At 57.9% G+C, this 14,272-nt stretch carries 10 protein-coding genes; 4 read left to right on the top strand and 6 right to left on the bottom strand.

Annotation, left to right across the window (positions count from 1 at the left end):
- Positions 1 to 37: 37 nt before the first annotated feature.
- The 6 genes from fhuB to hrpB all read right to left on the bottom strand — a co-directional run bounded on the left by fhuB (position 38) and on the right by hrpB (position 11,355).
- Positions 38 to 2,020 (bottom strand): Fe(3+)-hydroxamate ABC transporter permease FhuB, encoded by a 1,983-nt coding sequence (gene fhuB / locus ACOT0L_RS05645; RefSeq protein ID WP_126502805.1) that lies wholly within the window; start codon positions 2,018 to 2,020, stop codon positions 38 to 40.
- A complete protein-coding gene (gene fhuD, locus ACOT0L_RS05640; RefSeq protein WP_126502806.1) occupies positions 2,017 to 2,907 on the bottom strand; it encodes a Fe(3+)-hydroxamate ABC transporter substrate-binding protein FhuD in 891 nt (296 codons plus the stop codon). Before fhuD ends, fhuB begins: the two co-directional genes overlap by 4 nt.
- Entirely contained in the window at positions 2,907 to 3,704 is a 798-nt protein-coding gene (gene fhuC, locus ACOT0L_RS05635) for a Fe3+-hydroxamate ABC transporter ATP-binding protein FhuC (protein ID WP_022647093.1), read from the bottom strand. Before fhuC ends, fhuD begins: the two co-directional genes overlap by 1 nt.
- Positions 3,705 to 3,754: 50 nt before the next feature.
- Entirely contained in the window at positions 3,755 to 5,965 is a 2,211-nt protein-coding gene (gene fhuA / locus ACOT0L_RS05630) for a ferrichrome porin FhuA (protein WP_023299357.1), read from the bottom strand.
- Between the two features lie 237 nt (positions 5,966 to 6,202).
- Positions 6,203 to 8,728, bottom strand: a complete 2,526-nt coding sequence (gene mrcB, locus ACOT0L_RS05625) for a bifunctional glycosyl transferase/transpeptidase (RefSeq protein WP_022647091.1) — start codon at positions 8,726 to 8,728, stop codon at positions 6,203 to 6,205.
- Positions 8,729 to 8,925: 197 nt separating this feature from the next.
- Positions 8,926 to 11,355, bottom strand: coding sequence for an ATP-dependent helicase HrpB (gene hrpB, locus ACOT0L_RS05620; RefSeq protein ID WP_126502807.1), 2,430 nt, complete (start codon positions 11,353 to 11,355; stop codon positions 8,926 to 8,928).
- A gap of 73 nt (positions 11,356 to 11,428) precedes the next feature.
- Here hrpB and thpR point away from each other — a divergent pair, with 73 nt between their 5' ends.
- The 4 genes from thpR to gluQRS all read left to right on the top strand — a co-directional run bounded on the left by thpR (position 11,429) and on the right by gluQRS (position 14,259).
- Entirely contained in the window at positions 11,429 to 11,983 is a 555-nt protein-coding gene (gene thpR, locus ACOT0L_RS05615; protein WP_003856249.1) for an RNA 2',3'-cyclic phosphodiesterase, read from the top strand.
- Positions 11,973 to 12,677, top strand: a complete 705-nt coding sequence (sfsA, locus tag ACOT0L_RS05610; protein WP_032625548.1) for a DNA/RNA nuclease SfsA — start codon at positions 11,973 to 11,975, stop codon at positions 12,675 to 12,677. Before thpR ends, sfsA begins: the two co-directional genes overlap by 11 nt.
- A 176-nt stretch (positions 12,678 to 12,853) precedes the next feature.
- The gene (dksA, locus tag ACOT0L_RS05605; protein WP_001155232.1) at positions 12,854 to 13,309 is read left to right on the top strand and encodes an RNA polymerase-binding protein DksA; all 456 of its coding nucleotides are present in this window, start codon (positions 12,854 to 12,856) and stop codon (positions 13,307 to 13,309) included.
- Between the two features lie 59 nt (positions 13,310 to 13,368).
- Positions 13,369 to 14,259, top strand: a complete 891-nt coding sequence (gluQRS, locus tag ACOT0L_RS05600; protein WP_022647088.1) for a tRNA glutamyl-Q(34) synthetase GluQRS — start codon at positions 13,369 to 13,371, stop codon at positions 14,257 to 14,259.
- The last annotated feature ends 13 nt before the right edge of the window (positions 14,260 to 14,272 follow it).

Genomic DNA, 14,272 nt, shown 5'->3' with positions numbered 1-14,272 from the left:
ACTAAAACGGCAATCTAAGGATTGCCGTTTACTTTTATTACCGACTCTGCTTTCTCAACAGATAAATAAAGTAAGGCGCGCCGATAAAGGTCGACAGGAGGCCCGCCGGGATCTGATACGGGAACAGCACCATCCTTCCGCACCAGTCAGCAAAGACCAGGATCGCCCCGCCCGTCAGCGCAGAGATCACGATATGCGGCAAAGTCCTGCGGAAACCCATCATACGGGCGATATGCGGCGCCATTAATCCGACAAAACTGAGCGGGCCGATAGTCATGGTGGCCGTCGCCGTCAGGCACGCGGCCAGCAGCAACAGCGCAATGCGCGTTGGCGTCAGCGCCACCCCGACCGCGCGGGCGGTATCCCCACCCAGCGGCAGAATGGTCATCCAGCGGCGGCACAGCGGCACAATCGCCAGCAGCACGATCATCACAATCCCGGTATGCACCACCTGACTGCCGGTGGCGTTGTATGTTGAACCGGAAATCCATGTCAGGATCCGCGCCATGCGCGGATCGCCGCTCGCCTGCAACATCATCAGCAGCATAGTAAACGCGGTGCTGAGCGCCATCCCGGCCAGCAGCATGCGGTGAGGTGAGAAACCACCTCGCCCGGAGGCGATCAGGATAATCATCAGCGTGACTGCCGCACCGATACTCCCGGCAGGCATCAGCCAGCCGAACGCATTTCCCGGTACGAGGAACAACATCAACACTACGCCAAACGCGGCCCCGGAGCTGATCCCTAATACTTCCGGGCTTGCCATCGGGTTGCCGGTGAGACGCTGGATAATACAGCCCGCCACCGCCAGCATGACGCCCGCAATCAGCGCGGAGAAAATCCGCGGCCAGCGCCACTGCATGAGTTCATGCAGCAAATCCCCCGTTGCCCAGTGCCAGCCCGTGGCGTCGCGTCCCAGCGAGAGTGCGGCAAACGAGGCGATAACCAGCACTGCCAGCCCGGCAAGGCTGAACCACACCACCGACTGACGCTCGGCATGCACTTTATCGCCGGCATCCATCGCCGGAGCGCTAATGCTGCGCAGGCGCGGCAGCAGCCACAGCAGCAGCGGCGCGCCGATCAGGGCCGTCACCGAGCCCGTGGAAACTTCCATCCAGACGCGCGCCAGCCAGAGAATGAGCTGATCGGAAAGCCAGAGTATCAGCGCACCAATCAGCGGCGCCAGCATCAGACGCGCCAGCAGACGGCGCGCGCCGAGCATTTTTGCCAGCAATGGCGCAAACAGGCCGATAAAACCGATGATGCCGACGGCGTTAACCAGTAACGCGCTCAGCACAATCGCCAGGGTCAGGGCCGCCAGACGGGCCAGCGACAGCGCCAGCCCGAGATTGCGCGCCACGCCGTCATCGAGGCCCATCAGCGTGAGCGGACGCAGCAGCAGCAGCGTCAGCACCACGCCGCCAAACAGCTGCGGCCACAGGCGCTGGACGATACTCCAGTCGGTCTGGGTGAGCGTGCCGGTACTCCACATAAACATGCTTTGCAGCTGGTCGTGGTGAAACAGCACCAGCAGCTGGTTGATCGCCCCACAGTAGAGGCTGACGACCAGCCCCGCGAGGATCAGCGTGACCGGTGAGAGACGTTTTCCCCAGGCTACGCCAAAGACCAGCGCACCGACCACGCATGCGCCTGCCAGCGCGGCAAACTGCGAGGTTAACGCTCCCGGCAGGGTCCAGAGCGTGGTGATGGTGATCCCCAGCTGAGCCCCCGTCGCCACGCCCAGCGTGGTTGGCTCCGCCAGCGGGTTACGTAGCACCTGCTGAAACAGTACGCCCACCAGTCCCAGTCCCGCCCCGACCAGCAGGGAGATAGCCAGACGCGGCAGCAGGCTGTAGTGGAACAGCATTTGCTGAATATTGTCGATATCCGGTGCGGCAAACGCGGCTGTCCACTGATCGCGCGGTAACGCCGTGGTCAGGTTAAAGCCGGTTAATGCCAGGGCAGCCAGAAAAATGAGCGCTAACAGTAACATCGGGAAACGGGCCATACGCGTGCTCATGCCTTGCCTCCCAGTGCATTGTCCAGCACGCGGGCAAAATGCATGGCCGACAGCGTCGCGCCGTAGAACCATACCGCTGGCGCGCGCAGGAAGCGCTGCTCGCGGACAAACGGCATTGCCTGCCAGAGCGGAGTCGCCATCAGGGTTTGCATCTCGCGCTCATTGCCGTGGTCAAAGCACAGCACGTCCACATCACGAAACGCCGCCAGACGGTCAATCCCCACGGCAGTACTGCCCCAGAACGTCATCTCGCCCTCCCAGGCATTGCGAATGCCAAAACTGTCGAGTACTTCCTGGAACAGACAGTTATTTCCAAAGACCAGCATATGGCGGGAATCCAGCAGGGTCACCATCAGCAAAGGCCGATCGCCACGGTGGGCAAAGCGCGGCTTAAGGGAATCAATCAGCGCATCAAATTCATTGAGATGTTTTTTCGCCTCAGCCTCACGGTTGAGGAACTGCGCCATCTCGTGGATGGAATTTTTTGCCATGGTCAGCGGCTTTTTACCGTCGCTAAAGGAAAAGCCCCGTCCGGGCGCAATCTTCGCCATGGTCTCTTCCGACGGGCCATACCCCGCAGACCAGAATAAATAAGACGGTTTCATCTGGGTGAGAAGCTCGAGGTTCGGCTCCGTACGCAGACCGATGTCGATGACGGAGTCCGGCAGTTTTGGCTCATTCACCCACAGGGTGTAGTTAGGAATATCGGCCACGCCGTAAGGCGTCACGCCCAGCGCCATCATCAGTTCGACGGGCAACCACTCCAGCGCCACGATGCGGTGCGGATCGACTGCGGCAGCGCGGGCCGGGCCCATCTTTAACAGCAGCGGTGAGAGTGCCATGGCCGTTAGCAGGCGACGGCGGCTAATTAATGTTGGATCCAGCATCAGTAGACAAAGCTCACGGGTGCAGCCCCGGCCGGGTGAGGCAGAATGCCCATAGGAATACCGTAGATATGTTCCAGCGTTTCGCTGCGCATCAGTTCGGCAGGCGTACCCTGAGCGATCATTTCACCGCCGCGCAGCGCTACCAGATAGTCGCAGTAGCGTGCCGCCATGTTGATATCATGCAGAACGGCAATCACAGTCAGGCCGCGCTGCTGGCTTAAGCGATGCACCAACGCCAGGACGTCAACCTGATGAGCAATATCCAGCGCTGAAGTGGGTTCGTCGAGCAGCAGGCAGCGGCTGTCCTGCGCTACCAGCATCGCGATCCATGCGCGCTGACGCTCGCCACCGGACAGGCTATCCACCAGACGGTGCGCCAGCGGTTTTAACCCAACCAGCGCGATCGCCTCTTCCACTTTCTCTCTGTCAGCAACGCCAAAACGCCCGAGCGCACCGTGCCACGGATAACGTCCAATCGCCACCAGCTCGCGCACCGTCATCCCCTCCGCCTGCGGCAACTGCTGCGGCAGATAGGCCACCTTGCGGGCAAAGGCCTTACTGCTCCAGCTCGCCAGCGGCTGGTCATCCAGCAGAATGTCGCCCTCGGACGGCGGCTGATGACGGCCCAGCATCTTCAGCAGCGTCGATTTACCGGAACCATTGTGCCCGATTAAACCGGTCACTTTACCTGCGGGAAACGTCAAAGAGAGCGGATGCAGCAAGGTGCGCCCGGGTACGCGAAAGGAGAGATTGTTGAGCGTGAAGGTGGAGTCGGATTGCGTTTTAGTATCCTGCATGTCAGCCAACTTAAATAAAAAGGGCACGGCGAACCGTGCCCATAAAGAGGTTAGAAGCGGAAGGTCGCCGTGGCAACAACCTGGCGTCCTGCTCCCCAGTAGCATGCATACTCGCTGTAGCAGCTGGAGACGTATTCACGATCAAAGATGTTGTTCACGTTGACGCCGACGGAAGAGCCCGGCAGACCGAAGCGCGCCAGATCGTATTTCACGGTCGCATCCGCCAGGGCATAACCCGCGACGTTAAAGGACTCATAGGCTTTAGGCGACGCTGAGGAGTAGTACGTCACCGTGTTACCGATGTAGCGAGCACCCGCACCAACGGTCAGGCCGCTTAGCGCCGTCTCGTGGAAGGTGTAATCCGCCCACAGTGATGCCATGTTGCGCGGTACTTCTGCCGGACGACGACCTTCATACCAGGTATCGTGGGTATATTCCGCATCGGTGTAGCTGTAGGCCGCCGTTACGTTCACGTTAGCCGACACCGCCGCTTTCGCTTCCAGCTCAAAGCCACGGGAGCGAATTTCACCGCCCTGCACGCTAAAGCCGCTGGTCGGGTTCGCCGGATCGGCGGTCAGGTTATTGTTCTTGGTCAGCTGGTATACCGCTGCCGTCACCACAACAGGCAGATCTTTTGGAACATACTTCACGCCCGCTTCATACTGCTTGCCGCGTGCCGGATCGAACGGTTTGCCGCCCTGGGTGGTGCCAGAGAGCGGTTCAAAGGATTCACTGTAGCTGAAGTATGGTGTAATCCCGTTGTCGAACAGGTAGTTAATCCCCCCGCGCCAGGTAAATGCCTGATCGTTAATTTCCGCGGTGGTTCCGTTATTACGGTTAAAGGCAGACGTTTTCGCAAAGTCATAGCGGCCACCCAGGGTGAGTACCCACTTATCCCATTCAGCCTGATCCTGCGCATAGAGCCCGGTCTGCTCCTGACGATTGAGCATGGCATACGGGAAGTTCACATTGACGTTCGCATTGCCGTGCTGAGGATTGTTCATGCTGATCGGATCGGCGGTGCCGTAGTCAGCATCAATGTCATTTCGCATACGAAGGTAATCCACACCCGTCAGCAGGGTATGGTCAACGGCGCCGGTCGCGAATTTCGACTGGAGCTGTGTATCAACCGTGAACGAGTTGAGGTCTTCATCTGAGCGCACGTAGGCACGGCTGATCTGGGCCGGGGCGATATAGCCGTTACCGTAAACTGAACGGTAAAGGGTGTTGATTTTGGTATAACGCAGGTTCTGACGCACGGTGAAGGTGTCGTTGAATTCATGCGCGAAGCTGTAACCCACCATTTTCTGACGACGGGAGATCTTATTGTCTTCATCACCTTCGTTGAAGTCGGTCGGCAGTTTGTGCGCTTTTCCGTTAGCATCATAGTAAGGCACAACGGTACCTTCACGTGGCAGCCAGCCGTAGTAACCCGCATCCGGATCGCTCTGGAAGTTGCTCAGGAAGGTGAAATCGGTTTTATCATCAGGACGCCAGCTGAAAGACGGCGCAATCGCGTAACGAGTAGATTTCACCATTTCCTGCTGCGCGTTCTCACTACGTCCCAGACCGGTCAGACGGTAGGACCACACGCCGTCATCGTCAATCGCGTCGCTGAAATCAAACCCCGTCTGCCAGAGGTTATCCGTCCCCATTTTGAACTGAATTTCTTTCAACGGTTCCGTAGTTGGACGCTTGCTGACCATACTCACTACGCCGCCCGGATGGCTTTTGCCATACAGTACAGACGTCGGGCCACGCAGCAGCTCTACGCGCTCAAGGAAGTACGGGTCCATGGACGCTTCAGAGTAGTTGTCTCCCTGCAACTTCATACCATCCAGATACTGGTTGGTATTCACGGTGCTGGAGGTCGTGAAACCACGAATCGAAACCACATCGTAAGTTGTTGAGGCGCCGCGCGTTGCGAAAACGCTTGGGGTGTAGGCCAGGGCCTGTTTAACCGTCCCCGGCTGTTTCATGTCCATCTCTTCACGAGTCACAACAGAAATAGACTGCGGGGTTTTCTCAATGGGTGTATCGGTTTTCGTCGCCGTTGCAGTGCGTTTTGCCGCAATCGTCGGTGCAGGACCCCAGGCACTTTCCTGTGCAGCCGGTGCGGCAGTCACGGTGATGGTTTCTTCTTTCTTGGGGGTTTCAGCGGCTTGTGCATAAGCAGACATGCCGGCAACCGCTGTGGCTACGACGGCTGCGATTTTACGCAGCGACGTGTTAATTGGCTGAGCAGTATTGGAAAGCGCCATGATGGATCTCTGATGAAAAAGGTGAATGATAACGTAAACGAGAATTATTATTATGACCGCAGAATAATATGCGAAACGCTGACGGCATAGCAAGCGATATGCGGCCCTACAAGAATTGAGGGTTTAAGAAATAATCAACGGAAAACGGGTCGTTAATAAGGATTGAAAACAGGGTTAAGGAAATGAGTTGCTGAGGTGAAAAAACACCCCCTTCCAGGGAAGGGGGTGTCATAAGGGCTAGTTGCCGCCGAACATATCCTTGATCCAGCCGGCGACGCCGTCGCTGTCTTTCTTCTCGTTCTGCTGCTGCGGCTGCTGCTGCTGCGGCTGCTGAGGTTGAGAAGACTGATCGAACGGGTTACCTGTCGGTTCTTCTGGCTGGCTTTGCTGGCACAGCGCATCCGGGTTGGTCGTCCAGACCGGCAGCGAACGCACGCCGCCGCCGCAGATGAAGTTACCTGAGCTGTCCACGCCCATATCGACGATATCTTCCGGGGCAACGAGGTTCAGCGGCACCGGAGACTGATTGGCCAGATAACGCTGGTAAATCGACATCGCGCCGCTCGCACCATACAGTTTGGTCGGCTGGTTGTTATCGCGGCCCACCCAGGTGATCACCACTTCACGGCCATCAATACCGGCGAACCAGGTATCGACGTTGTTGTTGGTAGTCCCGGTTTTACCCGCCAGATGCAGACCAGGATACTTCGCCCCCAGCTGACGCCCGGTACCGCGCTGGACCACCTGCTGCATGGTCCACAGCGTCATATAGGCCGCCTGCGCCGGAACAGCGCGCTCAGCCTGCGGGAAGCTCTGATACAGCACGGAGCCATCTTCGGCAATCACCGAACGCAGGGCGGAAAGCGGCGCTCGGTTACCGCCGCTGGCGATGGTCTGGAACGCCTGGGCCACTTCGATTGGCGTCAGGTTAAGCGCCCCCAGGATCATCGCTGGCACAGGGTGCAGCTGATCTTTCGGTACGCCCAGCTTCTGCCAGGTGTCGGTGATGGCGGGGAGGCCCAGCGCCATGCCGAGGTTAACAGTCGGCACGTTCATCGAGCGGGTTAACGCATCCACCAGCATCACCTGGCCGCTGAACTGCTTATCATCGTTCTGCGGAGACCACACCTGGCCGTTAGGCTGGCGCAGGGAGATTGGCGCATCGGCAATCCAGGTGTTCAGTCGATAGAGATTCGGCTGGCTCAGCGCGGTCAGGTAGGTTGCCGGTTTTGCCAGAGAACCAATCGAACGACGCGCCTGCATCGCGCGGTTATAGCCCGCATACTGCGGCTCGGCGCCGCCCACCATGGCGCGAACTTCGCCGGTGTTGCGATCAACTACCACCATCGCGGTTTCCAGATCGCTCAGCTTACGCTGCTTCTTCAGAACCGGAATACCTTCAACCGCCGCTTTTTCTGCCGCATCCTGCGCCACGGAGTCAAAGGTGGTGAAGATCTTCACCCCGGAGAGATCTTTCACTTTATCTCCGAGCTTAGACTGCAACTCCTGACGTACCATCTGCATAAAGGCAGGCTGCGGAGAGATCACCCCACCGCGCGGCTGAACGCCCAGCGGACGCGCGCTCAGCATGTCGTACAGCTCCTGGTCAATCACCTGCTGTTGTTGCAGCAGACGCAGCACCAGGTTACGACGCTCCAGCGCCAGTTTCGGGTTACGCCACGGGTTGTAGATCGACGCGCCTTTTACCATGCCCACCAGCAGCGCCTGCTGGTCAAGGCTCAGCTCTTCTACCGGACGGCCAAAGTAGTACAGGCTCGCCAGCGGGAAGCCGCGGATCTCGTTATCGCCGCTCTGACCGAGGTACACCTCGTTCATGTACAGCTCAAGAATACGATCCTTGCTGTAGCGCGCATCCATCAGCACGGCCATGTACGCTTCGTTGGCTTTACGCCAGTAAGAGCGCTCGCTGGAGAGGAACAGGTTTTTCACCAGCTGCTGGGTCAGGGTACTCGCCCCCTGCACCGTACGCCCCGCGGTCAGGTTAGCCAGTACCGCACGACCAATGGAGTAGAGGCTAATCCCGTCGTGCTCGTAGAAGTGGCGGTCTTCGGTTGCCAGCAGGGTATCCACCAGCAGATCCGGGAAGCCGTTACGCGCCACGAACAGGCGCTGTTCGCCGTTTGCGGACGACAGCATGGTGATGAGACGTGGATCGAGACGGAAGAAACCGAACTGGCGATCGTTATCCATGTTCTCAATGGTTTCCAGGCGATCGCCGTCAAAGGTCAGACGCGCGCGCACCTGCCCTTCTTTACTGTCCGGGAAGTCGAACGGACGGCGGATCATCTCAATGCTTTTCGCCTGGACGGTAAATTCACCCGGACGGGTCATTTTCGTGACCTGACGATACTGCGTGGCTTGCAGCAGCTTCACCATCTCATTCTTGCTGATGGACATGTCCGGCTCAAGGTTCACCATGCGGCCGTACACTGCCGCAGGCAATTGCCAGACTTTCCCGTCGATACGGCTGCGGATCTTCTGATCCAGATAAACGCCGTAAATCGCGATCAGGACAACAAAAACAATAAACAGCTTCAGCAGCAGCCAGAACCAGCCGCGCTTACCACGAGGCTTACGCCCTTTGCCTTTCCCTTTACGCGGCATCGGTTCTTCATCCTCATAATCGTCTTCATAGTCATCGTCATACTCCTCATCTCTGAGGCGACGACGGCTTACCTTTTCTTTCGCCGGACGCGTCGGCTTTCCCTTACGTCCTATTGGCTCGCGGTCATTCCCCGCCATGCTTTTTCTCCGCAACATTCAGGCGCAAAGGCCAGATTTTCTTATCTTGCACAGGTCAGTGAAAGAAGAAATCTCTCAAAATAAACAGCAAGACTTTCCTGACAGGAAAGTCTTTAGTGTTTTCTCCCTCTCCCTGTGGGAGAGGGCCGGGATGAGGGCATCAGGCCGCACTTTACCTTTCAGGCCGCACTCCCCCATTACGAATATTTCTTCGTGCGCCGTGTCGGCGCGGTATTCGCCGGATCGTCCGGCCAGACGTGTTTGGGATATCGCCCCTTCATCTCTTTCTGCACTTCACGATAGCTCCCCGCCCAGAACGCACCCAGATCGCGGGTGATCTGCAAGGGACGATGCGCAGGCGAAAGCAGCTCAAGCACTAACGGCACGCGCCCTTCAGCGATGGACGGCGTGGTGGCCTCACCAAACATCTCCTGCATCCGAACCGCCAGCGCTGGCAGATTATCCTCATGATAACGAATGGCAATCCGGCTCCCGGTTGGCACAGTGTAATGCCCAGGCAGTTCACTATCCAGACGTTGACGTAACGACCAGTCCAGTAAATTCTGTAACGCTGCCTTAACATCAAGCGCCTTAAGGGCGCGCAGGGAGTGTACGCCGCTCATCTGCGGCAACAACCACTGTTCAAGCGTCGCGAGCAGCGTCTCATCATCCACCGCTGGCCACCCCTGTTCCGGCAGCCACTTCGCGGCGCAGTGCAGACGTATACGATATTGTTCAGCCTCAGGCGTCCAGTTCAACACGCTCAGCCCTTTTTCCCGAATGCCGTTCAGCATCGCCTGGTGTAACTCTTCCTCCGACGGCTTAGCCAGCGGTTTTGTCCCGAGCGTCAGTTTGCCAACCTGGCTACGACGGAACGCCTTCAGCGTGCCCTGGGCATCATCCCATTCGACAATGTCAGATTGCTGAAGCAGCTGCGGGCAGGCACGCGTCAGGGCGTCAATATCTACGGCAACCGCCTGCAAGATGCGCGCATCCGGGGAGTGACTGCCCTGGAGTAAGAGCGGCGCGATCAGCCATTCATGACGCGTCAGAGCATCATCGCTGTCCAGCATCGCGCCCATCCCATTTGCCAGTTGATAACGACCATCCAGCCCGCGACGGCGCGCGATTCTGTCCGGGAAGGCCTGGGCCAGAAGAGGGATAACTTTATCGCTGTCAGGCGATCCTCCCCGGCTCTTCAGGCGGTGACACAACTGCTGCGCGCGCTGTTGCCAGTTTCCCTGATGGCGTGAAAAGGCCTGTCCCAGATCGCTGCTGCCACCGCGCGGCGGCTCCTCAAGAATAGCCGCCAGTTTTGCCGCCGTGGCAATTTCATCGTCGCCTTGTGCTGCCACCAGCATCGCTGCCAGACGCGGATCGTTGCCCAGCGCCGCCATTTTCTGGCCGCGCGCCGTCAGTCGCTCGCCTTCCAGCGCGCCAAGCTGGGTCAGCAGGCTGCGCGCGGCGGAAAGGTTCACAACAGGCGGAGGATTAAGCCAGGTGAGCTGGTCAGGGTCCGGGCAGCCCCACTGCATCAGATCCATTACCAGCCCGGAGAGATCGCTTTGTAAAATCTCAGGCGTACTCTGCAATGCCGCACGCTCCGCCTGCTCGGCGCTGGTTAAATGCAGGCAAATACCCGGCTCAAGACGCCCTGCTCGGCCTGCACGCTGCACCATTGAGGCCTGGCTGATGCGCTGCGTCAGTAGCCTGGTCAGCCCGGTACGCGGATCAAAACTGGCCACCCTCTCCTGCGTACTGTCCACCACCAGGCGAATGCCTTCGATGGTCAAACTGGTTTCGGCGATATTGGTCGCCAGTACCACTTTGCGCTGCCCCGCCGGTGCGGGAAGGATCGCCTTGCGCTGGTCAGCCAAATGCAGCGCGCCGTAGAGCGGGCACAGCATAACGTCACTGCTCACCCTGGATGCCAGTTGCTCCTGTACGCGCTGGATTTCGCCTACGCCGGGTAAAAAAAGCAGCAGCGAGCCGGGTTCCTGACGGAGCAATTCGGCGGTGGCGATGGCAACGGCTTCGTCAAAACGCTGATGGGCAGGCAGCGGCTGATAGCGGCGCTCGACCGGGAACGCACGCCCTTCAGAGGAGATCATCGGCGCGTCAGGGAGCGTCTGCCGGAGCCGCTCGTTATCCAGCGTCGCCGACATAATCAGCAGCCGAAGGTCGTCGCGCAGCCCCTGCTGAACGTCGAGCAGCAGCGCAAGGGCCAGATCGGCCTGGAGGCTGCGCTCGTGAAATTCATCAAGGATCACCAGCCCGACGCCGCTCAGCTCCGGATCGTTTTGCAGCATACGGGTGAGAATGCCTTCAGTGACCACCTCCAGCCGCGTAGACGGGCCAATGCAGGTTTCGGCGCGCATCCGGTACCCTACCGTCTCGCCCGGTTTTTCATTCAGCAGTTCCGCCAGGCGCTGCGCCACATTGCGCGCCGCCAGCCTGCGCGGTTCCAGCAGGATAATTTTCCCGCTGATGCTCCCCTCGCGCAGAATTTGCAGGGGCAGCCAGGTGGATTTACCCGCTCCGGTGGGCGCGCTGAGCAAAACCTGTGGCGCATGTTCTAAGGCTGCGAGAAGCTCAGGAAGGACGACGGCGACGGGCAAAGAGGACACTTACGGCTCCAGAGGGTTAACATTAATCGGCGTACATTGTAGCATCGGCGCATATCATTACCGAGTCTTGCGCATGTCTGAGTCAAAACGGCTATTCTTCGCCATTGAATTACCCACCACGCTTCAACGGCAAATTGTTCGCTGGCGCGCCAGCCACTTCCCCGCGGAAGCGGGCCGCCCTGTCGTCGCCGCCAATATGCACCTGACGTTAGCTTTTCTTGGCGAGGTGAGCGCAGAAAAGCAGCGCGCGTTAAGCGCAATGGCCGGACGCATTTCTCAGCCGGGTTTTACGCTGCATCTTGACGATGCCGGGCAATGGCTACGCTCTCGGGTGGTCTGGCTGGGGACGCGGCAGCCCCCTCGCGGACTGCTCCAGCTCGCAAATATGCTGCGGGCACAGGCCGCGCGCAGCGGCTGTTATCAGAGCCCGCAGCCGTTTCATCCCCACATTACCCTGCTGCGCGATGCGGGTCAGGCTGTTGCCATCCCGCCACCGGGCTTCCACTGGTCCTTTCAGGTGAATGAATTTGCGCTGTACGAATCTGCCTTTGTACAAGGACGCACCCGCTATACTCCGCTCCAGCGCTGGACGCTGGGCGACACGTTAAGGAATCCTGATGAAGTTTAGCCCTGCACTCCAGCCCGCCACGCTGATCCAGCGTTACAAACGCTTTCTCGCTGACGTGATCACGCCTGAGGGCGAAACGCTCACGCTGCATTGTCCTAACACCGGCGCCATGACCGGTTGCGCCACGCCGGGTGACACGGTCTGGTATTCCACATCAGAAAATACTAAACGCAAATATCCTCATACCTGGGAAATGACCGAGACGCAAAGCGGGGCATTTATTTGCGTTAATACCCTGCGCGCAAATCAGCTGGTTAAGGAAGCCCTGACAAATGGAATCCTTCCTGAACTGGTGGGTTACGGCACGCAAAAAAGCGAAGTGAAATATGGCGATGAAGGCAGCAGAATTGATTTTATGTTACAGGCGGAAGACCGCCCTGAGTGCTATATTGAAGTGAAATCAGTGACGTTAGCGGAAGAGGAAAACGGCTTCTTTCCGGATGCGGTAACCCTACGTGGCCAGAAGCATCTGCGGGAGCTAATGAGTGTAGCGGCGGCGGGTAAGCGCGCCGTGTTGCTGTTTGCGGTTCTGCATTCAGCCATTGAACGGTTTTCCCCGGCCCGTCATATTGATCCTAAATACGCGCAATTGTTGAATGAGGCACAAAAGCAGGGGGTAGAGATTTTCGCTTATAAAGCGGAACTTTCTGCCGATAATATGACTCTGAGATCCTCTCTTCCCATTGTCTTATAAGGGATTAGACGATTGACTAATAAGTGTTCTGGCCGCGTGCGCAAATACGCTTTTCCTCACAGGGTTGTCAAGTGTTACGTTTAGATAATTGCCATACGGAAAAGCATCTGCTATTTATAGCGACCTGATTTTTCCCCCAACACGGGGATCGATAGTGCGTGTTAAGGAGAAGCAACATGCAAGAAGGGCAAAACCGTAAAACATCGTCCCTGAGTATTCTCGCCATCGCTGGGGTGGAGCCGTATCAAGAGAAGCCGGGCGAAGAGTATATGAACGAAGCCCAGCTGTCGCACTTCAAGCGTATTCTTGAAGCATGGCGTAATCAACTCAGGGATGAAGTCGATCGCACCGTTACACATATGCAGGATGAAGCTGCTAACTTCCCGGATCCGGTCGACCGTGCCGCTCAGGAGGAAGAGTTCAGCCTCGAACTGCGTAACCGTGACCGCGAGCGCAAACTGATCAAAAAGATCGAGAAAACGCTGAAAAAGGTCGAGGACGAAGATTTTGGCTACTGCGAATCCTGCGGTGTTGAAATCGGTATTCGTCGTCTGGAAGCGCGTCCAACAGCCGATCTGTGCATCGACTGTAAAACGCTGGCAGAAATCCGCGAAAAACAGATGGCTGGCTAACGCCTTCCCTCTCACTACTCTGCTAAGGCGGGAGTTTCTCCCGCCTTGTTACCGTTGATATGTCTGAATCTCACTATATCGGGCGCTTTGCGCCATCTCCCTCCGGTGAATTACACTTCGGCTCATTAATTGCCGCGCTCGGCAGCTACCTACAGGCTCGCGCCCGTCAGGGTAAATGGCTGGTTCGCATTGAAGATATCGATCCTCCGCGTGAAGTTCCCGGTGCGGCAGAAACTATTCTGCGTCAGCTGGAACATTACGGTCTTCACTGGGACGGCGACGTACTCTGGCAGTCTCAACGCCATGATGCCTACCGTGAACGTCTGGCGTGGCTTGCTGAACAGGGCCTTTCCTATAACTGCACCTGCACGCGTGCGCGAATTCAGAGCGTGGGTGGCGTTTACGACGGCCACTGCCGTACGCGGCACAACGGCCCTGAGAATGCCGCCGTACGGCTGATACAGCGCGCTCCGGTGACGCAGTTTACCGATGTCCTCTCAGGAACCATTCAGGCGGATGATCGTCTGGCGCGTGAAGATTTTATTATTCACCGTCGCGATGGCTTGTTTGCCTATAACCTGGCGGTGGTTGTCGATGACCATTTCCAGGGCGTCACGGAAATCGTGCGTGGGGCGGATTTGGTTGAGCCTACCGTGCGGCAAATATCGCTTTACCAGCAGTTTGGCTGGACGGTGCCGGATTACATCCATCTGCCGCTGGCGGTCAATGAACAGGGGAGTAAGCTGTCAAAACAGAATCATGCCCCGGCGCTGCCTGACGGCGATCCGCGCCCGGTATTGATCGACGCGCTGCGATTTCTCAACCAGAATGTAACGCAGGAATGGCAGGATCTGAGTCTGGATGAATTGCTGAAAACGGCCATTGCTGACTGGACGCTTATGGCCGTGCCAAAAATCCAGCATTCTCAAATGCGTTGCGCTGAGCTATGATTAGCCGCTTTTT

The sequence above is a fragment of the Enterobacter cloacae complex sp. XAL002 genome (assembly GCF_049236805.1).
In the GTDB taxonomy this organism is placed as follows: Bacteria; Pseudomonadota; Gammaproteobacteria; order Enterobacterales; family Enterobacteriaceae; genus Enterobacter; species Enterobacter intestinihominis.
This window is presented reverse-complemented; position numbering and strand designations above follow the sequence as displayed.

Excerpts from the sequence above, each read along its gene's own strand:
- sfsA (WP_032625548.1), top strand. The coding sequence starts at position 11,973 with ATGAAGTTTAGCCCTGCACTCCAGCCCGCCACGCTGATCCAGCGTTAC.
- fhuD (WP_126502806.1), bottom strand. The coding sequence starts at position 2,907 with ATGCTGGATCCAACATTAATTAGCCGCCGTCGCCTGCTAACGGCCATG.
- fhuC (WP_022647093.1), bottom strand. The coding sequence starts at position 3,704 with ATGCAGGATACTAAAACGCAATCCGACTCCACCTTCACGCTCAACAAT.
- fhuA (WP_023299357.1), bottom strand. The coding sequence starts at position 5,965 with ATGGCGCTTTCCAATACTGCTCAGCCAATTAACACGTCGCTGCGTAAA.
- gluQRS (WP_022647088.1), top strand. The coding sequence starts at position 13,369 with ATGTCTGAATCTCACTATATCGGGCGCTTTGCGCCATCTCCCTCCGGT.
- fhuB (WP_126502805.1), bottom strand. The coding sequence starts at position 2,020 with ATGAGCACGCGTATGGCCCGTTTCCCGATGTTACTGTTAGCGCTCATT.
- thpR (WP_003856249.1), top strand. The coding sequence starts at position 11,429 with ATGTCTGAGTCAAAACGGCTATTCTTCGCCATTGAATTACCCACCACG.
- dksA (WP_001155232.1), top strand. The coding sequence starts at position 12,854 with ATGCAAGAAGGGCAAAACCGTAAAACATCGTCCCTGAGTATTCTCGCC.
- mrcB (WP_022647091.1), bottom strand. The coding sequence starts at position 8,728 with ATGGCGGGGAATGACCGCGAGCCAATAGGACGTAAGGGAAAGCCGACG.